Consider the following 23,165-nt stretch of genomic DNA (forward strand, 5'->3'; position numbering starts at 1 on the left):
GGTTCGTAGTTCAACATTATTATTACAGCCGTATCAGCGCGAGACCCGACTCCGGTTCCAACCGTTTCTGCAAATGCGCCGGCGACTCCGTCACCACGATCTCGAGCGTAGGGCGCACCAGCGCTTTTCCCAGATGCCCGGCCATCGCAGCGCCGTCGCGCTTACCCACCACGACATGGATATGGATAGCCGGATCGCCCGATGGCCCCACCGCAACGTCGCCGATGAGGCTGGCGACCTCGACCTGCTCGTCCACCCTATTCTCGACGTATGCTTTGCGCGTCCAGTCGAAGTATTTGAGCGTGACCTCGCTGAAAGCGCCTATGGCCGTGATTTGCGCTGCGGTGATGCGCTCTTTCGCGACGAACAACTTCAGGCAGTCAAGCACCTCGTCGCCACCATCCATCACCACGGCGAAGGTTCGTTGCCCATTGTTGTCATTCAACAGCTTCTGTTTCATGAGGCGGCATTCTCCTTCATTGCGGCCGATATACGCGCGGGTCGAACTGACCGGCGCTCCGTATGCAGTTCACCGCGCCGGCCAAGCGCGCGGATGCGATCCGCCGTCCGACAGGCGATCGCCTGGATGGTGAGTGATGGATTGGCGCCGCCCACGGTCGGAAAAACGGATCCATCGCAGATCCAGAGATTTGGGATATCCCAGCTTCGGCAATCTGCGTCGACAACGCTCGTCCGAGGATCATCACCCATGCGAGCTGTGCCGTTGAGGTGGCACGTGTCGTCCTCCTGGATCCAGAGATCCCTGGCGTCCACCGCCTGCAGGGCCCGGCCCATGAACTTGAGGGCATGGTCGATCAGCCGCTTGTCGTTGTCGCACCATGAATAGGTAATTCGTGGGATACGGAGGCCATACTGGTCGACGTCGTCGGCGAGCGTGACGCGATTTGCTTCCTGCGGCAGCATTTCGCCGACGATTTTCAGACCAACCACGTGGTTGTAGTCCTTCATCGCCTCGATCAGGCGCGAACCCCACAGGCCGTGTGCACTCATCTGGGTATTGGCCCAGAGCTGGGGCAGCGGGCCCTGGCTCATGTAACTGTAGCCGCCGAAGAAATCCTTGCCGCGATCCTCGTAGTTCCAGTGCTCGGTGATCGCGAGCGATGGCGGACCCTTGTAGGAGCGGACCTCATCATCCATGAGACCCCAGACCGCCTGATTGGATTGTGCCATCAAATTCTTGCCGACCAGCCCCGAGCTGTTGGCAAGCCCGTCGCGAAACTGGTCAGTGGCGGAGTTCAAAAGCAGACGCGGCGTTTCGATTGCATAGCCCGCCACGACGACATGCCGAGCGCGTTGAAAATGCCAGGCGTCTTCGCGGTGATAGTGCACGCCCGCGGCCAGTCCGCCGGGGTTCAGTTCAATCCTGCCGACCATCGCAAGGTCGCGAATTTCAGCACCGGCGGCAATCGCACGTGGAATCCATGTAACGAGCGCGCTCTGCTTGGCGTTGGTCGAGCAGCCGGTCACGCAGAACCCCCTGTAGACACATGGGTGGGCGCGCCCGCGCGGCGCGGAGAGAGTGGCGAGCGGCGTTTCGGTCCATTGAATACCGAGCGCCTCGCAGCCTCTGGCCAGCGCGCGCGCAGCGGCATTCAGCGGGTGGGCACGATAGGGATAACGCGGACGCGGCGGCCCCCAGGGATAAGTAACCGGGCCGGATATCTTCAGGGCGTCTTCGACCTCGCCGTAGTAGTGCCACATCTCCCGCCAATCCAGCGGCCAGTCGGCGCCGTAGCCAAGCAGCGATCGGGACTTGAACCATTCGGGCCGAAACCGCAGCGACACCATGGCGAAGTGTACGGTCGAGCCGCCGACCGCCTTGCCGCTGTTGTTGCTGCCCATCTGTAGCGGATTGTCGCCATCTACGATGCGGTCGTCGGTCCAGTAAAGTTTCGTCTGCTCGGATTCGTCGGAGGCGAAATCCTCGAGCGGCCGAAAGTACGGGCCAGCATCGAGGGCGACGACCGAGAAGCCGTATTCGGCGAGCTTGCAGGCCAGCGTGCCTCCCCCCGCTCCCGTGCCGACGATGACGAAATCGACCTCGTCGTCGTTGTCGTACTCGCGCATCGGGACCCAGCCGCCGGGACGGAACACGTCAGGGGCGCGTCCCTTGGTGGCGCGTGGCACTTGCAGCGGATCATCCGACATGACGGTTCATCCGGCGCGCCGAGACATCATCCTCGACTTTTGCTTCCGCGGCCTCCCAGGGATCGCGGTCGTTGAAGTCCAGACGGACGTAGCCGCGCGGGCTCGCGGGACCACCCCAACCGATCTCGCTCCACGCCGCAGGATGGGAGTAGTAGGCAAGCACCAGGTCTCTCGCCATGCGCTTCTTGAAGAAGTCGCTCGGGCTCATCGTGCCCCATTCGGCGGCGCCGGCGCTTCCACCCTGAACTCGCGCCAATACCCTGTCCTGCTGATCCGGTGAGAGGGCGGCGAAACGCGCGCCATGCGCCGTCCCGGATTCCGCATCGATCGCTGCGAGTCCGATTCGCCAGGCCTCTCCTTCCCGCGGCATGCTGGCGAGCCGATAGCCGTCGGAGACTCCCTGATGCAGCTTGTGATCGACCAAGGCCGCTACCGGTATGACTTCAGGGTTATGTTGCTGCGGAACGATGCGCGCGGCGATGGCGCACACCGTCTCGAATTCCGATGGCGTGAAGAATCGCGGTTCATCGCGAACGGCCAACCGCCGCTCGATCACGCGTCGCGTCTGCTCATTCCAGGAAGGAGTGAAGCGCTTCTTCATCACGTCATAGCCTGGATAGCGGTCGCCGGCCTGGCTCCGTTGGTCACGCATCGGGATGATCCCCCATCAATTCCAGAGCGGCGAGAGCCGCAAGGGCAAGACCCGCAAAACTAGGCGGCGCCGGCAGCGGCGGCCCGTTCAGGATATTCTGGCTCCAGTTGCGCCAGCCGCCCATGTTGCGCGACACGCCATAGGCGTGAAAGCCGACGCCGGCGAAGCCCGTCGCCGCGAGCACTCTCATGAATCGGTGGGTCGAGCGGTGACGACGGCCGGGACCCCGCGCGGCGGCGGAAAACAACATCGCGGCGCCGAGCGGCGGCAGCGTCACCGGCAACATCATGAACGGGTTGTGAAAGGCGCCGCGGAAGTGCAGTAACCCAGCCTCGCCTGTCGTTCCGAGCAAACCGGCGCCGGCAACAGCCGCAATCGTCCGGCCCGCAGGCAGCGCGAAAATCTCCGGCCGCGTGCCCGGCGTGCTCTCGCGCACGCGTTCGGAGCAGAAGCCGAGCAGTCCCGCCAGAAGAATGGCCATCGGCGCACCGAGCGGCGCCCCGTAGAACACGTTCTGCCAGCTGAAGCCACCGTCCTTTTTGCCGACATTGTAGACGTGAAAGGCCGTACCGACCACGCCCGTCGCGGCGGCCAGTACATAGGTGATATCGCGCAGCAGATGTGAGAACGGCCGCTTGTCGGATGTCCCATGAATGCTGGTGGCGAGCGTCATCGAGGCTACGACGAGCGGCGTGAACATCGCCTTGTTCTTGAATGAGCCGCGATAGTGCTCGATTCCGCTGTCGGCGAGAACCGAAGCTGCAAGTGTACCGGCGGCGCGGTTAAGCCGTCGTGCTGCGAGGACTGTCGCTCCTTTCCGAATCGAAGCCTGCGATCGGAGACGCGTTTCACGATAAGGTCGCGTCAGCGGAGCCATCGTCGAATGCCGTAGAGCGGCGCTCGCGACTCCGGCAGCCAGAACGCCCGCGCCCAAGAGCAGATTGCGTCCGTTTCCCGCCATCATGCGCTTCCCTGCACCGCATATTGGGCAGCGTCCTGATGCTTGAACGACAGACCGTTACCTGGGCTGGACGCATCCGGACGAATCATTCCCTTGCGCGGAGCGGGCGCGCCTTCAAAAAGCATGCTCTCGATTCGGACGTGATCATAAAACCACTCCAGGTGCCGCAGGTGCGGCGAGGCGCAAGCGACGTGCAGATGCAGCGCGGGCGCACAATGGCCGGACAAGTCGATGTGAAAGGCCTCACAAAGCGCTGCTATCTGCAGAAATGCGGTGATCCCGCCGCAACGGGTCACATCGGCCTGCTGGACGTCGATGGCCCTCGACTGGAGCATGGTCCGGACATAGTCGAGTGTGTAGGCGTATTCCCCGGCCGCGATCTCCATCGTCGCTGGCGCCCGCGCACGAACAGTCCTCAGCCCCTCCAGATCATCCGACGACACGGGCTCCTCGAACCAGCCGACGTCCTGCTCGGCGAACCGGTCCGCGAGTGCCAGCGCCTGCTTGGCGCCATACGCCCCGTTGGCATCGACGAAAAGCCTGGCGCGATCGCCGATCGCGCGCTTCGCGATCTTCACACGGTGGGGATCGCGCTCGGGTTCGGAGCCGATCTTCATCTTGACGAACGCGCAGCCTTGCTCGGCCACCCAACCACCCAATTGCTCTTCCAATTGCCGGTCGGTGTAGGTCGTAAAACCGCCGCTACCGTAAATCGCGACCGCATCGCGATAACTGCCCAATAACCGAAAGAGCGGCAATCCGAACAAACGAGCCTTTAGGTCGTACAAGGCAGTGTCCACCGCCGAGATCGCCGTCGCGGCCATTCCCTCCCGACCCAGATTGCGTACCGCCTGTTGCATTCGGAGCCAGGCGGCCTGAGGGTCCATGACGTCGGCGCCTTCGATGGCGGGACCAAGCTTTCCGACGATCAGGTGGACGATGGCGGCGCTGGAATAGGTGTAGCCGATCCCGGTCTGGGTGCCGCCCGAGATCTCCACCAGGACCAGCGTTGTCGAGTCCCAACTGATCGTTCCATCTGCCTCGGGTCCGTCAGTCGGAATCCTGAACGCCCGCGCACGCACGCTATGAATCGATACCTCGGGCTTCATGATCAGTCTTTTCCAGGAAGCACGCTGGTCAATAGCTCCTTCGCGCTGTTCTTGAGCACGCTGCCGAGTTCCGGCTCCGATGGAATCATGCTGACGAAGTTCTTTGCGTCTTTGAGTGTGATATGCGGCGGCAACGGCGGCACATTTGGATCGGTATAGGCCTCGAGGATAACTGGACGGTCCGCCGACAGCGCCTCGTCCCAAGCTGCGCCGACCCTGTCGGGATTGTCGACGAAGATGCCCTTCAGCCCGAGCAGCTCGGCGTATTTGTGATAGGTGAAATCGGGAATGCTCTGCGTCGACTCGGTTTTACCGGCGCCCAGCATGATCCGCTCTTCCCAGGTGACCTGATTGAGATCGCGGTTGTTCAGCACAAGCACGATCAATCTCGGATTCGACCACTGCTTCCAATATTTGGAGATGGTAATCATCACGTTCAGCCCGTTCATCTGCATCGCGCCGTCGCCCATGCAGGCGATGACGGTGCGGTCGGGATAAGCCATCTTGCCGGCAACGGCATAAGGCGTGCCCGCTCCCAGCGAGGCAAGCCCGCCCGACAACGAGGCCTTCATCCCGCGCCGCATCTTCAGATCCCGCGCATACCAATTCGCCACGGATCCGGAATCGGCGGTGATGATGGCGTTATCCGGCAGCCGTGGCGACAGTTCCCAGAAAACTCGCTGGGGGTTGAGAGGCTCGGCCGAATTCATCGCGCGCGCTTTGAGCGTCGCCCACCACTCTTTCATGCCTTTTTCGATTTCACCTCGCCACGACGGCTCCTTCTTCTGCTTCAACAGCGGTAACAGTGCTGCCAGAGCGGTCGCACTGTCGCCGACGATATTGACTTCCATGGGATAGCGAAGGCTCAAGCGGCTGCCATCGATGTCGATCTGTACCCCACGGGCGTCTCCCGGCTTCGGCAGGAATTCGCTATATGGAAACGCGGATCCGACCATCAGGAACGTGTCGCAGCTCTTCATAAGATCCCAGCTCGGCTTGGTGCCCAGCAACCCGATCGAGCCGGTGACGAACGGCAGATCGTCGGGAACTGCCGCCTTTCCAAGCAGCGCCTTCGCGACGCCGGCCTGCAGTCGCTCCGCGACGGAGATGACTTCGTCCGTGGCTTCGAGCGCACCGGCGCCCACCAGCATGGCGACTTTCTTGCCGCTGTTCAGAACGTCGGCGGCAGCGCGCAGCAGGCTGTCCTCAGGACGTTTCGCGTGGCCGGCATAACCAACGCCAGTGTGCGTGGCACCATGCGCGAGCGGCGGATCCTTATAGTCGAGCTCCTGCAAATCGTTCGGCAGGATGATGCAGCTAACCCCCCGTTTAGTGTGAGCAATGCGCACTGCGCGATCGACCAGATGCCGCACCTGCTCTGGAACGCTGGCCAGCGCCACATACTCGGTGACGTCCTGGAACAGCGCCTGAAGATCGACTTCCTGTTGATAGCTGGCACCGATAGCCGACCTCGCCTGCTGTCCGACCAGGGCAACGACCGGGACGTGGTCCATCTTGGCATCATAGAGCCCGTTCAGCAGATGGATGGCGCCCGGGCCCGACGTTGCGTAACACAGACCAACCTGCCCGGTGAATTTAGCGTGCGCCGAGGCCATGAAGGCAGCCATTTCCTCATGGCGGACCTGGACGTAGTCCATCTTGTCCTTGGCTTTTTCAAGCGCAACATCCAAACCGCCTACACCATCGCCCGGATATCCGTAAACCCTGCTCAATCCCCATTCTGAAAGCCGATGCCAGACATATTCGCTTACGTTCATGTTGTTCTTCTCTCTGAAGGGAAACGGACCTGTTGCAGTGGTTGTGACGCAGCCGGCTCGGATGAGATCGACCGCAGTATCGCCAGCTACTTCTTCTTTGTGCTGGACGAGGCGCCGGATCCCGTGGTCGAGTTCGAGATTGTTTCAGTTGTGTTCGTATTCGAGTTCGCGCCTGTCGAGTTCACGGCTTCGAACACGGACATTCCTTGCGGTCCGATCGTGATGAGCACCGGATTGCCATCCTTCGGCTGAGAGCTGCATTGTGCGAGCTTTCCCCGAAACAATGATGGGAGAGGCGTCCCTGTTCCAATCAGTCTTAGGGCAAATCGCACAAACCCCGGCTTCGAGTGATGGTCTGCCGAGCAGATGAACAGTCCGCTCCAAACGGCTTTCGTAACAAGGTCTTGGCGAGTCGTTAGGCGCCTAGGGCGGATCAGGTCGGAATCATTTGTACGGGTAGCGCTCCGACTATTTGTGCGCAGGCCAGGGACGGCCCAGAGGGTGGTTGCCGGCTTTGGAGCCAATGAGGCCCTGGACTGGCCAACTTCGAGTGATCGGCCAAAAGGCGTGCAGATGGCACAGGAACGCGGGCCTGGAACATACGTTAGCGGCGTGGTGGGTGGCGGCGGTTGGCGAGAGTTGGCGAATGTCCCAGACGAACAGCACGGTCGACAGCGAAGACAAGCATACGGTCGAATACGATGGCCCGTCCGGGGGCTGGGGTTCTCTCAAGGGCATTGCCAGAATCTTCGGCAAGGAATGGGACTCCCCGACCGCGCTCGATACGCTGAGGCGGCAGAACAAGCCGAAGGGCTTCATGTGCGTCTCCTGCTCCTGGGCAAAGCCGGCCGACTACCACACATTCGAATTCTGCGAGAACGGCGCCAAGGCGACGCTGTGGGAACTCACGACGCGCCGGTGCACTCCGGAATTCTTCGCCAAGCATACGGTCACGGAATTGCGCTCCTGGCCCGACTATGATCTCGAACAGCAAGGGCGGCTGACCCATCCGATGCGTTACGATCGCGACAGCGACCGCTACGTGGTCTGTGACTGGGACGAAGCCTTGGACGCCATCGGATCGCAACTCAGGACGTTGGACCCGAAGTCGGTGATCTTCTATTCCTCCGGGCGAGCCAGCCTCGAGACCTCGTACCTTTACGCCCTGTTCGCGCGCGTTTACGGCAATAACAATCTGCCTGACAGCTCCAACATGTGCCACGAGACCACCTCGGTCGCGCTGAAGAAGGTCATTGGCGCTGGCGTCGGTACCGTCGTGTTTGATGATCTCAGCAACTGCGACGCGATGTTTTTCTTCGGCCAGAACACCGGCTCCAACAGCCCGCGGTTTCTGCACCCCCTCCAGGATGCAGCGCGGCGCGGCGTTCAGATCATCACCTTCAACCCGGTGCGGGAAAAAGGCCTGGAGACATTCGTCAATCCGCAGAACCCCACCGAAATGCTGACCGGTAAAGAGACCAGGATCAGCAGCCAGTATCATCAAGTGAAGGTCGGGGGAGACATCGCCGTGATGCTCGGCATCTGCAAGCATGTCTTGGCGGCCGACGACAAAGCAAAGGAGAATGGAAAGCGGGTGCTCGATGTCCCCTTCATCGAGCAACACACCTCTGGTTTTGAGCAGTTCGAGGCCAAGGTTCGCGCCACCACGTGGCAAGAGATCGAGGCGGCTTCCGGCCTGGGCCGCGAGGTGATCGAGGGCGCCGCGCAAGTTTATGTCGAGGCGGATCGCGTGATCGGTATCTATGGCATGGGCCTCACTCAACATGTCCACGGCTTCGATAACGTCACGATGTTCGCCAACATGTTGCTGCTGAAAGGCAATATCGGCCGCGACGGCACCGGCATCTCACCCGTGCGCGGGCATTCAAACGTGCAAGGTCAACGCACGGTCGGCATCTCGGAAAAGCCAGAACTCGTGCCGCTCGACAAGCTGGCGAAACAATTCGACTTCGATCCGCCGCGCGACAAAGGCATGAACACGCTGGATGCCTGCAAGGGCGTTCTGTCCGGGAGCGTGAAGGCGTTCTTCGGCCTTGGCGGCAATTTCGTCCGCGCCATCCCCGAGCGCGACGCGATGGAGAAGGCCTGGACCAATATGGAGCTCACAGTCCAGATCGCGACCAAGCTCAATCATAGTCACCTGGTGAACGGCAAGGTGGCCTATCTGCTGCCCTGCCGGGGCCGCACCGAGCAGGATGTGCAGGCAAGCGGGCCGCAGGCGGTGACCATGGAAGATACATTCAGCTGTATCCAGGGATCGATCGGCCTCCGCAAGCCGGCAAGCGAGCACCTGAAGTCGGAGGTCGAGATCGTCGCGGGACTCGCCAAAGCGACACTGCCGGGTAACCCGAAACTGAAATGGGATGAATGGGTCGGGAATTACGGCCTCATCCGCGACCTGATAGCGGAGACCTACCCGGACGAATTTCACGACTTCAACGCCCGAATGTTCACGCCGGGCGGGTTCTACCGTGGCAATTCCGCGCGTGAGCGGATCTGGAAGACCAAGAGCGGCAAAGCTGAGTTCACCGTACCGGAGACGCTGAGCTCGACCGGATTTGACGATGCGCCTGGCCGATATCGGCTGCTCACGATGCGCAGCAACGATCAATTCAATACGACGATCTACGGTTTCAGCGACCGGCTGCGCGGCATCGAAGGCACCCGCGACGTGCTATTGATCAACCCGGACGAGATCGAGCGCGCCGGCCTCAAGGAGGGACAGATGGTCGCCCTGGTCAGCGATGCCGACGACGGTGTCCACCGCGAGGTCGGACCGCTGAAAGTTACGCCGTTCAAGCTGCCGGATGGCTGCCTCGGCGCCTACTATCCGGAGATGAATCCACTGGTGCCATTGTCGCACCACGATCAGCAATCGAAGACGCCAGCAGCCAAATCGGTCCCGGTGCGGATTCGAGCATAGTGGTTTGGCCGCGGAAGCAGGTGGAAGAGACTGATGCATGCAGATCTTCCGTCCGGGCGCGAACACCATTGCGATGCTGCTCCTGGCTGCGCTCGGCGCGTTGCCGATCGTAGGTCTCGGCTTCGCTTATCAGCTTGCCCGTTCTCCTTACACGACCAGCCAAAACGTCACGCGCAACCAGCCGGTACCCTTCAGCCATGAACACCATGTCGGCGGCCTTGGACTCGATTGCCGCTATTGCCACACCTCCGTTGAGAAGGCTCGTTTCGCGGGAATGCCGCCGACGGAAACCTGCATGACATGCCACTCGCAGATATGGACCAACGCCCGCATGCTGGCACCGGTCCGGACCAGCTTGACGGAAAACAAGCCGATCGCCTGGCAGCGCGTGCACCGGCTGCCTGACTACGTCTACTTCGATCATTCGATCCACATCGCCAAAGGCGTCGGCTGCGTCACCTGCCACGGGGCGGTTGATCAGATGCGACTGATGCGACAGGCCGCGCCACTGACGATGCAATGGTGCCTCGATTGCCACCGCAATCCTGCCAAGGCCGTTCAACCGCGCGATACCGTGTTCGACCCCAAGTGGACGCCGCCGCCAAATCAGGAGCAGGCCGGGCGCAAGCTCGTCGCGGCCTATCACATCCGCACCGATCACCTCACGGACTGCTCGATATGCCACAGGTGAAGGAGCTGCCCGTGAAAGGCTCGCAATCGTTGCGGCGCGGCAGCACTGCGCTGAACCGCCGCCGGGCGCTCAGCCTGCTAGCGACGGGCATTGCCGGCAGCCTGGCCGCCTGCAGCAAGCCCGACGAACAGATCATTCCCTACGTCAAGATGCCCGAACGTGTGGTCCCCGGCGAAGCGCTCAAATTCGCGACCACGCTCACTGTCGGGATTCGGCCGCGGCGTGATCGTCACCTCCGTAGACGGGCGACCGATCAAAGTGGAAGGCAATCCGCGGCATCCCGCCAGCCTCGGCGCAACGGATGTGTTTGCCGAAGCGGCCGTGCTGTCGCTGTACGATCCCGACCGTTCACGCACCGTCCTGCATGATGGCGCGATCGCCTCCTACGAACAGTTGCGGCAGGCGCAACTGACGCAAGTGCAGCAGATGAGAGCAAGCGGCGGCGATGGCTTTCGGCTGCTGACGGGACGAATCATGTCACCGACGCTGCTGAGGCAGATCGACGATTTACTGCAGGCCTTTCCGAAGGCAGCGTGGCACGCCTACGATCCCATCTCCGGATCCGATGGTATCGAGACCCGCATGTGGTTGCAGCGCGAAAAGGGCTCGGAGCTCAAGTCCAGACAGCGGAAGATGATCGGATCCACCGGCTGCGGTCTTTGTGGCATCGAGAGCTTGAGCGAGGCACTCAAGCCTTGCCCTGGAGTGGTCAGGCAGTTCTCCCTTACGCCGAGGCAAATCGAGGCCGCGATTCGGGATTTGTGCGAAGCGCAACCTCTGAACCGACAGACCCGGGCCACGCATGCCGCCGGGTTCTTCTCGCGTGAGGGCCAGCTGTTGATGGCCCGCGAAGATGTCGGACGGCACAACGCTCTCGACAAGCTGGTCGGAGGACTCGCTCGTCAGAATGTGGCCGGGCACCTGGGTGCAGTCGTTCTGACCAGTCGCGTTTCGCTCGAGATGAAGACGGCGGCGGCGCATTCTCCCTTTGTGATCGCGATCTCGGCTCCCACGGCGTTGGCCGTGAAAACTGCGGACGAATGCGGCATTACACTTGTCGGCGTGGCCCGTGGAAGCGAATTTGAGATATTCACGCATCCCGATGGAGTGGCGTCCTACGACATTTGATCCGCGTTGAACCAACGTGAAGAAGGAGAACGTTCTTGCCTACATCTTCTCCTTGATGCCAGCTTTGAGCAACCACCAATTGGCCGGATATGAGGTCACAAACCCGCACAGCATCGCAATCTGCATCATGAACCAGAACTCAAAGCTATCGACATTGAGGCTGATCCCAAGCAACCGGCCAAAAAGCTAAAACTTCGCGAACGCCATAAACCCGTACATGCCGATCTGCCAGGCAGTAATGGAAATTGTATCAGCCTTTACGGCTGCCCATAGGCCTTGCCATATGGAAAGACCGCGCATCGGTGCAATCGTGAAATACTGAAATAGTATGCCGAACCCATAGGCGAACAGGAAGTCGAGCACCCAGACCGCGAACATTTTCTCCTGAAATATGCTGCGCCAGCCGAAAGCCAGGGCGATCGTGGGAATCGCGAAGGCGAGCCATTCGGCGCAGAGGTCACCCAACGCGCAGCCACCTCCGCAATGCAGCGTGCCGTTCGCCACCATCACCGGAAATGGCGTGAGCCGCTGGTTGGGCGGCTCTTGTCCACGTTGTTTTGCTTTGCATGTGCTGCGGATTGCGACCTTCATCCAATGCGACAACAACCGCGCAGACCAAGCCGAGCGCAACGCAGGAGACTGATAGATATTGGAGCCAGCCAGGAAGCAAGAAACCGTCCACGCGATGCACACCTTGAACATGACAAGCTGTGTGAACCACGGTCGTTCCAATATCATCGCCCGACGAATTAGGAACAGCCAAACAGGGTGGGTGCCTTTCCGACCGCGAAAGCACACCTGGGGAGTTCGACGACAAGCGCAACTGCCAGCGGATTTAGTGCTATGAAACTCTCTCAGCTACTGCCTCTACAGCAGCGCGCAACAGGCGGCCGAACATATGTGTTTCGGCGTGGAGTCTCAGCCATAATCGGCGTGGGGCTCCCATCATTTGAATTCAATGAAATCAAGGGCCTTAAGGGGTCCCGACGACGCCGATGGGAGTCAGTTTTCGATCAGCATTCACACCGAACACGCTGGCACCCACGATGAGCAGGGACGCGACCCGCTCCCAAAGCACCTCGTTGCTGGTGACATCATTCGAATTTGGCATCTGTGTGCACCCGCATTTTTCGTGCGACGAAGACGTCATAGACCGAGTCGCGGGATCACCGAGCGAGGAAATTTGTCAGAAAATTAGCTCATGATTCACCGACTCGGGCGCCCTGCCCGATTGGTGATCGGTGTCAGTTTTTGGACCGGGAGCGGTTCGCTCCTCATCGGCATCCTATGTGGACGCTATCGAGCGACATCCCAGGTAGAGAGGATCAGACCGGATCCCTGGTCCGACGTCGGCATCTAGCTGAACCGCTTCAACTCACGGCCGAACGTGGATATCAATCTCAGGCTCATCGTATTGAAGGAAGCGGTGGCTCAACCTACGTTTGGCGTCCCAGCTCTGTTGCGGGGACATGCCACCGATACGAACATTGGCTTCAAGTCGCGATTTGAAACGTCCGGAGACTTTCATCGCGCCATCCCTCCTCCAACCCCACTCTCAGAAGCTACGGTTTGCGCGGTGACTGGGGGTAACATCGCGGAACTACCCACGACAGCCTTTGTTGCGCTACTCATTGTGTTGTTGTCGGTTCGATCGGATACAGAGGAGAACGGTGCGCTGGCGGAGAGAGTGTCAGTCAACCCCTATTGAAAGATAAGGTATTTTCGAGCTTCCCAAACCAAAACCCGCCGTTTGAGCTACCGGAAAAAGGGGATTTCGCCTTCGACAAAAGCCTGTCCGCCCAATGGTCCGTCATCGACAACAGTGCCATCAAGCGACTAGCGAAAGGCAAATTGCCGTCGCACCGCTCAGCCTGATCGCCGTCAGCCGCGGAATCCTGATAGTGGCTCATTCAGGTTCTGGCCCCGCCCCTCAATTTCCGTCGGCGGTCGACGTCATGAAAGAGCTATAGCGCGGTTTCGCAAGGCAACGTAGCGCGGAGTCAATTAGGCACGCGGCGGCCCAAGCCTTCGGACATCTTCGCGGTCTTGGACAAGCTACACTCTCGGTACGCCGCATGATGCAAACCGCCCTTCGCGGCCATCCGTCGGGGGTGCGCCCTCGATGCCGAATGTTGTGGCGAGTCCACTAACACCAACAGGGGTCACGACGAGCGCGCGGCTATCCCGGACATGCTCAACCCAATCGTTCTCGAGAGCGTGACGAAGAATGGCAGCACCGACCGCCCCAGCCAGATGGGGCCGGCGCTCGCTCCAGTCGAGACAGGGACGGCAGAAGACTCGGCGCTTGGAGGAGACGCGAAGATCGATGCCGTACTCATCGAAGAATGACCGACCGGCATCGGTTAGTTGCCCGCCATCCTCGTCGAGCAGAATAAACGACTGTTGGACTAGCCGGGCAGCGATCGCGACGGCGATGCGGCCGGCCATGTGATCATAGCATGTACGCGCGTGTCGGAGCGTCTCTCCGCCGCGCCAGAGATTGCGCTGCCGGGCGGGGCCTTCCTGCGCCAAGACCATGAGACCTTCCAGCATGCGCGCGACGAGCGGAGAGGCGAGGCGGAAATATCGTCGCCGGCCCTGCCTTTCGAGCGCGAGCAATCCGGCGTCGCTGAGTTTCGCAAGATGGCCGCTCGCTGTCTGCGGTGCCACGCCGGACACATAGGCGAGTTCCGAGGCGGTCAATGTTCGGCCATCCATCAGCGCGCTGAGCATGTTGGCGCGCGCCGGATCGCCGACGAGTGCCGCGACCTGGGCGATTTTGGGTCCCGTGTCCATGTCTTGTCCTACGCCGACGAGGACGCAGCGCCAAGCACAAATACTACGGCCAGGACGGTAGCAGTTCCGCGAGACTGGTTCGATCGTGGGACATAGGTTGCGCATACACCGATGTGCCCTGCGAAAGGAAGTGCCGCCATGAAGCGAAAGATCATCCTGCGGCTTCGAATATTCGATCAAATTCTCACAGGAAACTGAATGTGATCCATGCAAACAACTTTGCTCAAAACAATGCAGCCGGAACAAGCCCGCCCCGACAACACATCATCCCGTTCGCATCTCGCGACGGCGTTGGCACTTGCCGCCATGAGCCTTGGCCTTGGCGTGGTGCAGCTCGACATCACCATCGTCAATACCGCGCTGAGCAGCATCGGCGCCTCGCTCGGCGGTAGTGTCGCCGAGCTGCAATGGGTGGTGACCGCTTATACCATCGCGTTCGCCGCCTTCATTTTGACCGCCGGCGCGCTCGGCGACCGCCTCGGCGCCAAACGGATTTTCATGGCGGGCTTTGCGACCTTCACGTTGGCGTCGCTCGCCTGCGCGCTGGCGCCGTCGGCGGTGTTCCTGATCGCCGCGCGCTCGGTGCAGGGCTTGGCGGCGGCGATCCTGGTGCCGAATTCGCTGACGCTGCTCAATCACGCCTATGCCGATCCGAAGGAGCGCCGCCGCGCGGTCGGCTTCTGGGCCGCAGGCGCGAGCGTCGCACTGACCGCGGGGCCGTTCGTCGGCGGCGTGCTAATCGCGCTGGTTGGCTGGCGCTCGATCTTTCTGGTCAACCTGCCGATCGGCGCCGCCGGCCTCTGGCTCGCCTGCCGTTATGCGGAGGAGACGCCGCGACTCGCGCAGCGCGAGATTGATCTGCCGGGCCAGATCGCGGCGATCACAGCGCTCGGCGTGCTGGCCGGCGCCCTGATCGAGGGCGGCAGGCTCGGCTGGGGCCATCCGCTCGTCATCGTGGGCTTCGCGGCGGCGGCCGTGGTCGGACTCCTGTTCGTGTGGCGCGAGGCGCGCGCGCCACAACCGATGCTGCCGCTCTCGCTGTTCGGCCATCGCATGTTCGCGCTCACGGCGCTGGTCGGGGTTCTCTTCAACATCGCCTTCTACGGCCTGATCTTCGTGCTGAGCCTCTATTTCCAGAATATCCGTGGCTCGTCGCCGTTCGCAACGGGCCTCGCCTTCGTGCCCATGATGGCCATGGTGCTGCCCGCCAACCTCGTGGCCGCGTCGGTCAGCGAGCGCCTCGGAGCACCGCAAACCATCGCGCTGGCTTCGGTAATCACCGCCGTGGGCTGCGTTGCGCTGCTGCCCATGGCCTCAGACACGAGCTACTGGGCGATCGGCGCGCAGTTCCTCGTCCTTGGCGGCGGGCTCGGCCTGCTCGTGCCGCCTTTGACCTCGACGCTGCTCGGCAGTGTCGATAAGTCGCGATCCGGCATCGCCGCGGGTGTGCTGAATGCGACGCGGCAGACCGGCAGCGTGCTTGGCGTTGCCCTGTTCGGCTCGCTGGTCGGAGGGGACAACGAGTTCATTACGGGCGCGCATGCCTCGCTCGTGATTTCGGCCGCCGTTCTGCTCGCAGGCGCGATCGCGATCACCTATGGCCGCGCGAGGGAACCGCGATGAAGGGCAACGCCGGGTCTTCAGGCCTTGCACCGGTCGTGGCACCGCGCGCGGGCTGGAGCCTGATCCTGGACTTGATCGTCGCGACGCTGCGCGAGTGGCGCCGCCGCCACGTGGGGCGCCGCGAGCTCGCCAGCCTTGACGAGCGGACGATCCGCGAGCTCTGCCTCGATCCCAGCGTCGTCAACCACGAGGTGCGCCAGCCGTTCTGGCGGCCCCTTCGCGATTGGCGAGATTGATCGCCGCGGCGGCGAACCGAAAGGCCGTCATAGTGGCAGCGGCGACCGGACAAGAACGGAGGATTTTCGCGTGCGGGACGGGCACACCTACTTCAATCTCGTCCTTCAGGCCGGCGCTCTGGTTGGCGCTCTCGGTTTGCTCGTCCCGCCATCGACATTGATGTTGCTTGGAGCCGTCGAAAAGTCACGATCTGGTATTTGCCGCACTCTGATCAGCGATGCGTAAAGGGTTCGGGGACCACGATCTGCGGGAAACCCGCATAAAGATGGCCGTGTTCGCCCGTGTGGTTGTCGAAACCCGGCTTAGTCAGGAAGCCGCGAGGTGGGATGAAGCTATAGATTGTGCGCTTAGGTCTCTCATGCCACCCAATATTAAAGGCGGCGAGATTGGGGAAGAATTGGAGATCGCTGTAGGGCAGGTGGTCATGGATCCACCAGGCCATGGCCTCCCATGTCGCACCGGACCCGAGACGGTCGACCAGCCAGGGCACTACGACGCTTGTGACCGCGCCCATGCCGCCGTCCGCGCTGCGCCGATCCCACGTATGACGAGCCCTGTTCTTCTCATTCGAGGCGCAGCTGAGCCGGTGGATGCAGCCAAAGGCGTTGACTTGAGGCGACCGGTAGGCCGAGCGGATCGCTATGCGCCCGAATGTCGCCTGCAACGGTTCCAGGAGATTTTCGCAAAGACCGCGGCCGGCGGCGATTGCGAGATCGAGATCCTCGGGGAGGTTCGCCATGCCTTCGATTGCAGCGATCTCGCTGTAGAGAAAGTCGCGCATGAAGAAGGTCCGCGATAAGCGGACGCGACTGAAGGCCTCGGCGGCCCTGACCGTCATGGGCGCATTCATCGGATCATCGTCTCAGTTCTTTGACCGGTCACAGGGCCGGCGGCGGGCAGCTTCAGTTTGCCCCGCAAGGACTGCGCGCTCGCCGACGTACGGGCAGTGCGCACCCTCTCTTCCACGCGCGAGGGTCGTAGTCGAGGCGGCGGTGCTTGAGCACCTGCAATTGCCATGGTGCTCTCCAGCATTTGGCTGACCAACGGTGACGCGATCCGCGCAACAGTGCCGCCGGCCGCGCTCCGTCAAGATCAGAGGGTTGGGCTTCGAAAGCTTGGCCAAATGCCCGCTGGTCGTCCGGGGTGTTACTTCGGCTAGATACGACAATTCCTTTGCGGAAAGCGCGCGGCCATCCATCAGCGCAGCTAGTTCGGCCCGGGTCGCCGACAAGCGCCGCGATTTCGGCAACGTTCAAATTGAGTGACGGCATTTCGCAATCATAGCCAGTTCAGATCGAAAGGCCCCGCGCGTCATTACGGTCGTGACCGTAGTGTTTGCGGTGTTCTTCTTGGATCACCGGAACCAATGTTTCGTTGTCAACGGGAGCAAAGCGCAATGTCTGACAACAGCCCGATAAAACGCCCGCTGCACCACAGCGGGTTATTCACCCGCAGATCCGCCTTCACGATATTGGGGGGATCCGTTGCCTTGTCCGAGGCGGCTTTTGCGTTGCCGGCCGAGGCGCAATCTCAATTCCGAACACCCGAGGGAACGGACATTATGAGCCAGGGCAGTGTGAACCAAAGTGCAATAAACGAAATCGGGCGGGGCGGCGGTATCCTCGTCGTCGCTCAATGGGAAGCGAGGGAAGGAAAGGCGGACGCGGTTGTCGCCACGTTGCGCCGCTTTTTGCCGCAGGCACAAAGCGAACCCGGCATGAAGCTGTTTCTGATCGGTCAGGGCAAGGACGATCCCGCGCAGTTTCTGTTCTACGAGCTCTTTGAAAACGACGATGCCTTCCTGGCTCACCAGGCGAGCGAGTATTTCAAGAGCCTCATCGTGGGCGAAGCACTTCCGCTTCTTTCCAAGCGAGAACGCAAACAATATTCGCTTCTGTAGCCAGATGACGTTGGAGAATTCGAAGCCTAAGCAGCTTAGATGACGCGAGGTAAGACCCGGTCGACGCCAAATCGTAGCCCCGGCAAGGACCGGATAGAGTGGCGTGCATAAAAGTAAAAATGGCGGAGAGAGTGTCAGTCAATCCTCATTGAAAGATAAAGTGTTTCCGACGTTCCTGGACCAAAGCCCATCATTTGAGCTACGGCCAGAATGGGATTTCGCCGCCGGCAAAGGCCTGTTCAGCCGCCGGAAGAGCCATAGCGCCTCGCAAGGTAACGTAACGTGGAGCAAGGCTTCCAGGATTTGAACCCCATAGCGGTTGCTAGACTACGAGGAGTAGCATGTTGAGTGGCGTAGCTCTATCGCGCGCGCATACGGGCTGGGGGAAGGCCCGGCGCGTGTCCGGGCGATCCGACAGCGCATCCGCGTAATGGCTGTTGCGCGTTCGACATTTGGTCGAGGGCGATGACGATCAGCGCAAGCTGCCGCTTCATCTGCGCGAACTTGAACGCCTGCTTGGGATCCCTTGGGATCCCATCGCGCAATGCGCTCAGGCCGGTGGCGCCGCCGCTCGACGCGGAAGCTCGACCTGGAAGCCCTTGACCAGCCAATCAAATAGCAGCCCATACACTACCGCGAGTGGAATCCCGACAAAGGCAGTCGCCGCCATCAGCTCCTGCCAGTAATAGATATCGCCGCGAATCAATTCAGTGGGCACGCCGGCGCTCACGGTGCGGCTTGCGGTCGCGCTCACGAACACCGCCGCGTAGATGTAGTCGCTCAACGACAGCGCAAACGCGAAGACGACGCAGGTCGTAATACCTGGCACCGCAAGCGGTAGCGCCACACGGAAGAAAACGCCGACGCGGCTCCAACCGTCGGTCAGCGCCGCCTCCTCGACATCCCGCGGGATCGAACGAAAGAAGCTGAGCAAGAGCCAGGTGCAGAACGGAACGGTGATCGTCGGATAGACCAGAACCAACGACCATATCGAGTTGGCGAGACCGAGCTCGGTCACGATCTCATACAGGGGAATGAAGAGAAGCGTGGGCGGAATGAGATAGACGAGGAAGATCGCGATGCTCGAGTGTTCGCCCCAATGGCCCATGAGCCGCGCGAGGCTGTAGGCCGCGGGCACCGCGAGCAGCAGGGTGATGGCAACGACGATGATGCCGATCAGGAAGGAATTCCAGAGAAAGATCGGAAAATTCGTCTGCGCAAACAGGAATTCGATGTGGCTCAGCGTCGGAGGAAGATTGAACAGAAACGGATTGTTGGTCGGATTGTAGAGGTCCGCGTTGCTCTTGAAGGCGGTGATCAGCATCCACGCGGCCGGGAAGATTGCGAACACGCAGAACAGCAGCAGCCCCGCGTAGAAGCCGATCGAACGGAACAATCCCGTCATGCGCATAGCCGCTACTCCTCCCGCCGATAGGCCATGCGCAGCACGAGGACCGCCGCGGCGAGCAGTACAGGAAACAGGAACAGCGCGACCGCCGCGCCTTCGCTCAGCGCCCCACCCTGGATGCCTTTCAGATAGGCCCAATACGGCAGAATCTGGGTCGTGTAGCCAGGCCCGCCCCTGGTGGTCAGCGCGACGACCGTCATGTCGCCGAAGATGACGAGAACGGTGAACAGGATGGCGACAATGAGCAGGACCGCCAGCGCCGGCAATGTGATCTGGAACAGGACGCGGAAATAACCGGCGCCGTCGAGCGCAGCCTGCTCGTATAGTTCGTTCGGAATGGCGGTACGGCCAGCCAGGACGATGATGGTGGACAGCGGGAGTGTGCGCCACACGTTGATCACCACGATGGCACCGAGTCCAAGCCATTCGCGGCCGAGATAAAACAGGTTGTTGGCCGGCCCCAGCACGGTACCCGGTCCGAGCAGGCCCACCGCCCGAAGAATCCAGTCGATCGGGCTGAACTCCGAATCGAGCAGCCAGAGCCAACCGACGGCGGCGAGCGCAACCGGCATGGCCCAGGGCAGGATCAGGAGTATTTCAGCAAGCTTCTTGCCCGGGAAGTCGCGCGCCAGCAACTCCACCTGAAGGATCGTCAGGATGGTGAGCAGCACGAGCGTCGCCGCGGTGACGATGACACTGTTGCGTAACGCAAGCTGGAACGCGGCGTCGTGAACCGCGCTCACGAAATTGCCGAGGCCCACGAAGTGATGAATGCCGGGATTGCCGACCGTCGCGTCGCTGAGGCTCAGCGCAACGGCAAGAAAGAACGGTAGCGCGACCAGGCCGATCACGTAGATGATGGCCGGCGCCAGCATGATAGTGCCGACAGCACCATCGCGATCCGCAAGTCCGATCCGCACCGGGGCCTGCGGCAGCTCCTTCTGGCCGCCGGCTCGTCCACCCGATTTCACCTCGTCCCTCAAGCCTGCATCTCCCTGCAATATCTCAGATCGGCGAAGGTGCCGCACGCATGCCAGTCGCCTTGCTGAAAAAACGCAAGTTGTGGCGCGCCACCACGAACTCCTGGACTACGCCAGCTTTCACCTTGCCGACAGTCTCCGGTCGCAACTTGCACAGCACGTTGACGTTGCCGAATTGGCCATCCGCGCTGCCGTAGGCGAGCCATTCGGCGCCGAGAAATTCGATCCGCTTGATGCGCACCGAAAACGCGGCGACATCCGCGGATTCGGGAGCTGTGGCGCGCGGCAGAGCGTGCTCCGGGCGAAAACCCACGATCGTGCCGCCATGCTCCAACAGATTCATCGGCGGCGTGCCAATGAACCCGGCGACAAATGTGCTCGCGGGCTCGTTGTAAAGCTGCTGTGGCGAGCCCAACTGGCGCAGCGTGCCCGACTGCATCACCGCGACACGGTCGCCGAGACCAACTGCCTCGACCTGATCATGCGTCACATAGACGGTTGTGATGCCGGTGCGATCATGCAGTTGGCGGAGCTCGGCGCGCGCCACCGCCCGCACCTGGGCATCGAGGGAGCTCAGCGGCTCGTCGAAGATGAAGAGGGACGGTTTGCGCACGATCGCCCGCGCCAGCGCTACCTTCTGCTTCTCGCCGCCGGAGAGCCGCGCCGGCCGGCGCTGAAGCAGAGGCTCGATGCGGAGTATTCCCGCGGCCCAGCGGATCAGCCGCTCCTGCTCTGCTTTCGCAATGCCCCGCGCCTTGAGCGGAAAGGCGATGTTGTCGGCAACCGACATGTGCGGGTAGAGGGCGTAGCTCTGGAACACCATCGCGATATTTCGCGCCCGTGGAGGCAGCGGGGTGATCGGCCTGCCGTTGAGAAGGACGTCGCCGGCGGTCGGCTTTTCAAGGCCGGCGATCAATCGCATCAAGGTCGTCTTGCCGCAGCCGGAAGGACCGACGATGGTGAGGAATTCACCTTCCATCGTCGTCAGGTCGATTCCCTTGAGAGCCTTGAAATCACCGAAGTGCTTCGCCAACCCTCTGACTTCCAGTATGGCCACGACTGCGGTCCTCGGCTAGCTAATCCTTGCTGGCCTCGCGGCCGCAGCCGACGAAGCCAAGGTGCTTCCATTTATCGGTTATCTTCTGCACCTGAGCCGCGGTGTCCTTGACGGCCTGCTCGGGCGTTTTTTCACCGCGCGCCGCTTGCGTCATCATCGTGGAGAGCAGGAACGTGTTGTAGACCTCGCTGGTGGCCGGGCTGGCGTAGCCGGGATAACCCAGCCATGCGGTCCAGGCCAAGGCTCCCTTGAGCACCGAGAGCTTGTCCGGCGGGTTCGAACCCCACGGATCGTGATCGATCCAGCCGTCCTTCTGCGCAAGCTGCGGGACCGTCTTCGGATAGGCCGGGAAGTCATAGAGCTTGCTGTAGTACGTGTCCGAACTGTAATTGGCGGTGAGATCGAGCATGAACTTCTTCGCCGCCTCGATCTGGTTCTTGTCGGTCACGTATTTGGGCAGCACGTAGATGAACCACACATGCGCGGTCTGGTGCACGTCACCGGCCGGGCCCTTCAGCCCCGGCCTGAAGCCGGTGTCGGTCGCGGTCTGCGGGTTGGATTCCTGAGCTGTCCGATAGAAGGAGATCGAGTTCTGGACGTAGGACGCGCGGCCCGAGACGAACGCCTGATTATTCGATGCCGCATTCCAGGAGAACACCTCCGGCGTTTCGACGGTATGATACAGCTTGGCCTGATACTTCACCGCGTCGATCACTTTCGGCGAGTCCAGCGTTACGTTGCCGCAGGCGTCCTGCACCTGGCCGCCGAACGACCAGATCAGCGAGCGCGCATAGAATTCCGAATCGATCTCGGGCGACATTCCGACGCCGACCGGAATGCCGGTCTTCTTGTAGATCTTCTCGCCACCCTTGATGAGATCGTCATAGCTGGCCGGTCCCTGCGGATAGCCGGCGTCCTTCCACAATGACGTGCGATAGTCGCCGGGATCGGGGACCCAGCCGACGCAATAGGCATACCATTCCTGCTTGACGGGCAGATAGGCCTGATGGGTGCACGGCGCCACGCCCTCGCCGTAGGTGGCTTTGGCCGCGTCATTGACGTCGTCCAAGGGCTGCAAACCCTGGATGAACGCGGCGGGCGTCGCATTCATCTGCATGAGCGTCGGGCCGCTCTTGGCGGCAATGGCGGCGGCGAGTGTCGAATTGAGGTCGGCGTAGCTGATGTGCTGGACCGAGACCTTGACGTTATGTGCCGCTCCCCACTGCTGGACGTAGGCGTCGAACCACTTGTCGTACCTCGGAACGAAATGACTCCATTGCGTGATCGACAGCGTCGTGCCGTCCGGGAATTTCTCCGGGAAGGTCAGCGAGCCGTATCTCGTCGAAAAATGGATCGGTGACGGTTTGACGCCGGAAATGGGCTCATCTGACGTTTCTGCGGCGCGCACAATTGCGCTTGCGCCGAGTAGACAAAGCGCAGCGGCAGCAAGCGGCAGCGCTTTGCGCATTAGAACGTTACACCATGTGGGCATGGCTTCTCTCCCTTTGACGAAATGCTGGTGGATTGGGATCGAACCCCGGCCCTCGCTCGTACATGCTTTGTTCGATCGGCTTTCGGCTCCTTTTATCGTCCGCAAGACAAAGCGAATAACGCAACGCGTGCCCAAGGGTTGCTCGGCGCAGCGCTAGACTAAAGTTGCTAAAACATTCGACGCGGGCGCAGGTGACTCGATCTGAGCGAGGCAGCGCGCGCCTTCTGCGCTTGCGCCGCA

At 61.4% G+C, this 23,165-nt stretch carries 19 protein-coding genes and 1 pseudogene; 7 read left to right on the plus strand and 13 right to left on the minus strand.

All coding sequences use genetic code 11. From position 1 onward, the window contains the following. Window positions 1-22: 22 nt before the first annotated feature. Genes ABIB06_RS10410 through ABIB06_RS10435 form a run of 6 tightly spaced genes read right to left on the minus strand, consistent with a single transcriptional unit; the run spans window position 23 to window position 6,669 of the window. Window positions 23-460, minus strand: coding sequence for a PPC domain-containing DNA-binding protein (locus tag ABIB06_RS10410; RefSeq protein WP_247443030.1), 438 nt, complete (start codon window positions 458-460; stop codon window positions 23-25). After that, the gene (locus ABIB06_RS10415) at window positions 457-2,169 is read right to left on the minus strand and encodes a GMC family oxidoreductase (RefSeq protein WP_247443031.1); all 1,713 of its coding nucleotides are present in this window, start codon (window positions 2,167-2,169) and stop codon (window positions 457-459) included. The genes ABIB06_RS10410 and ABIB06_RS10415 overlap by 4 nt, the downstream gene beginning before the upstream one ends. Further along, window positions 2,159-2,770 carry a gluconate 2-dehydrogenase subunit 3 family protein gene (locus ABIB06_RS10420; RefSeq protein ID WP_354049495.1) on the minus strand — a complete coding sequence of 204 codons (612 nt, stop codon included), beginning with the start codon at window positions 2,768-2,770 and terminating at the stop codon, window positions 2,159-2,161. Before ABIB06_RS10420 ends, ABIB06_RS10415 begins: the two co-directional genes overlap by 11 nt. Before the next feature lie 43 nt (window positions 2,771-2,813). Continuing rightward, window positions 2,814-3,785 (minus strand): hypothetical protein, encoded by a 972-nt coding sequence (locus tag ABIB06_RS10425; protein WP_502916543.1) that lies wholly within the window; start codon window positions 3,783-3,785, stop codon window positions 2,814-2,816. Beyond that, complete coding sequence (locus ABIB06_RS10430) at window positions 3,782-4,891, minus strand: enolase C-terminal domain-like protein (protein WP_354049497.1); 1,110 nt, start codon at window positions 4,889-4,891, stop codon at window positions 3,782-3,784. The genes ABIB06_RS10425 and ABIB06_RS10430 overlap by 4 nt, the downstream gene beginning before the upstream one ends. Before the next feature lie 2 nt (window positions 4,892-4,893). After that, window positions 4,894-6,669 carry a thiamine pyrophosphate-requiring protein gene (locus tag ABIB06_RS10435; RefSeq protein WP_354049498.1) on the minus strand — a complete coding sequence of 592 codons (1,776 nt, stop codon included), beginning with the start codon at window positions 6,667-6,669 and terminating at the stop codon, window positions 4,894-4,896. Between ABIB06_RS10435 and ABIB06_RS10440 the strand changes: the two genes are divergently transcribed. From ABIB06_RS10440 to ABIB06_RS10455, 4 genes are all read left to right on the plus strand, one after another. Beyond that, complete coding sequence (locus ABIB06_RS10440; protein ID WP_247443036.1) at window positions 6,643-6,921, plus strand: hypothetical protein; 279 nt, start codon at window positions 6,643-6,645, stop codon at window positions 6,919-6,921. The two genes, ABIB06_RS10435 and ABIB06_RS10440, sit on opposite strands and share 27 nt — an antisense overlap. Window positions 6,922-7,315: 394 nt before the next feature. Continuing rightward, complete coding sequence (locus ABIB06_RS10445) at window positions 7,316-9,613, plus strand: FdhF/YdeP family oxidoreductase (protein ID WP_354049499.1); 2,298 nt, start codon at window positions 7,316-7,318, stop codon at window positions 9,611-9,613. Between the two features lie 37 nt (window positions 9,614-9,650). After that, a complete protein-coding gene (locus ABIB06_RS10450) occupies window positions 9,651-10,304 on the plus strand; it encodes a cytochrome c3 family protein (protein ID WP_354049500.1) in 654 nt (217 codons plus the stop codon). Between the two features lie 222 nt (window positions 10,305-10,526). Then, complete coding sequence (locus tag ABIB06_RS10455; protein ID WP_354049501.1) at window positions 10,527-11,432, plus strand: formate dehydrogenase accessory sulfurtransferase FdhD; 906 nt, start codon at window positions 10,527-10,529, stop codon at window positions 11,430-11,432. A 39-nt stretch (window positions 11,433-11,471) separates the two neighbouring features. On the opposite strand, the pseudogene ABIB06_RS10460 reads toward ABIB06_RS10455, so the two are convergent. Further along, window positions 11,472-12,102 (minus strand): annotated as a pseudogene (locus tag ABIB06_RS10460) (DUF4396 domain-containing protein). 1,385 nt (window positions 12,103-13,487) lie between these two features. After that, window positions 13,488-14,228, minus strand: coding sequence for an ArsR/SmtB family transcription factor (locus ABIB06_RS10465; RefSeq protein ID WP_354049502.1), 741 nt, complete (start codon window positions 14,226-14,228; stop codon window positions 13,488-13,490). 231 nt (window positions 14,229-14,459) lie between these two features. On the opposite strand from ABIB06_RS10465, the gene ABIB06_RS10470 reads away from it, so the two are divergent. Further along, window positions 14,460-15,851, plus strand: coding sequence for an MFS transporter (locus ABIB06_RS10470; RefSeq protein WP_354049527.1), 1,392 nt, complete (start codon window positions 14,460-14,462; stop codon window positions 15,849-15,851). After that, window positions 15,848-16,087 (plus strand): DUF1127 domain-containing protein, encoded by a 240-nt coding sequence (locus ABIB06_RS10475; protein WP_354049503.1) that lies wholly within the window; start codon window positions 15,848-15,850, stop codon window positions 16,085-16,087. Before ABIB06_RS10470 ends, ABIB06_RS10475 begins: the two co-directional genes overlap by 4 nt. A 212-nt stretch (window positions 16,088-16,299) precedes the next feature. Here ABIB06_RS10475 and ABIB06_RS10480 read toward each other — a convergent pair whose 3' ends face one another. Then, complete coding sequence (locus ABIB06_RS10480; RefSeq protein ID WP_354049504.1) at window positions 16,300-16,938, minus strand: hypothetical protein; 639 nt, start codon at window positions 16,936-16,938, stop codon at window positions 16,300-16,302. 546 nt (window positions 16,939-17,484) lie between these two features. On the opposite strand from ABIB06_RS10480, the gene ABIB06_RS10485 reads away from it, so the two are divergent. Next, window positions 17,485-17,988, plus strand: coding sequence for a putative quinol monooxygenase (locus tag ABIB06_RS10485; RefSeq protein WP_354049505.1), 504 nt, complete (start codon window positions 17,485-17,487; stop codon window positions 17,986-17,988). A 550-nt stretch (window positions 17,989-18,538) separates the two neighbouring features. On the opposite strand, the gene ABIB06_RS10490 is transcribed toward ABIB06_RS10485, so the two are convergent. The 4 genes from ABIB06_RS10490 to ABIB06_RS10505 are packed head-to-tail and all read right to left on the minus strand — an operon-like array spanning window position 18,539 to window position 22,925. Next, on the minus strand, window positions 18,539-19,393 hold the full coding sequence (locus tag ABIB06_RS10490; RefSeq protein WP_354049506.1) for a carbohydrate ABC transporter permease: 855 nt from the start codon (window positions 19,391-19,393) through the stop codon (window positions 18,539-18,541). 11 nt (window positions 19,394-19,404) lie between these two features. Then, the gene (locus ABIB06_RS10495; RefSeq protein ID WP_354049507.1) at window positions 19,405-20,379 is read right to left on the minus strand and encodes a carbohydrate ABC transporter permease; all 975 of its coding nucleotides are present in this window, start codon (window positions 20,377-20,379) and stop codon (window positions 19,405-19,407) included. Between the two features lie 22 nt (window positions 20,380-20,401). Beyond that, window positions 20,402-21,433, minus strand: coding sequence for an ABC transporter ATP-binding protein (locus ABIB06_RS10500; protein WP_354049508.1), 1,032 nt, complete (start codon window positions 21,431-21,433; stop codon window positions 20,402-20,404). 19 nt (window positions 21,434-21,452) lie between these two features. Beyond that, window positions 21,453-22,925 (minus strand): ABC transporter substrate-binding protein, encoded by a 1,473-nt coding sequence (locus ABIB06_RS10505; RefSeq protein WP_354069038.1) that lies wholly within the window; start codon window positions 22,923-22,925, stop codon window positions 21,453-21,455. Window positions 22,926-23,165 lie beyond the last annotated feature (240 nt).

Origin of the sequence: Bradyrhizobium sp. LB8.2 (assembly GCF_040548035.1) — a bacterium.
Classification (GTDB): domain Bacteria; phylum Pseudomonadota; class Alphaproteobacteria; order Rhizobiales; family Xanthobacteraceae; genus Bradyrhizobium.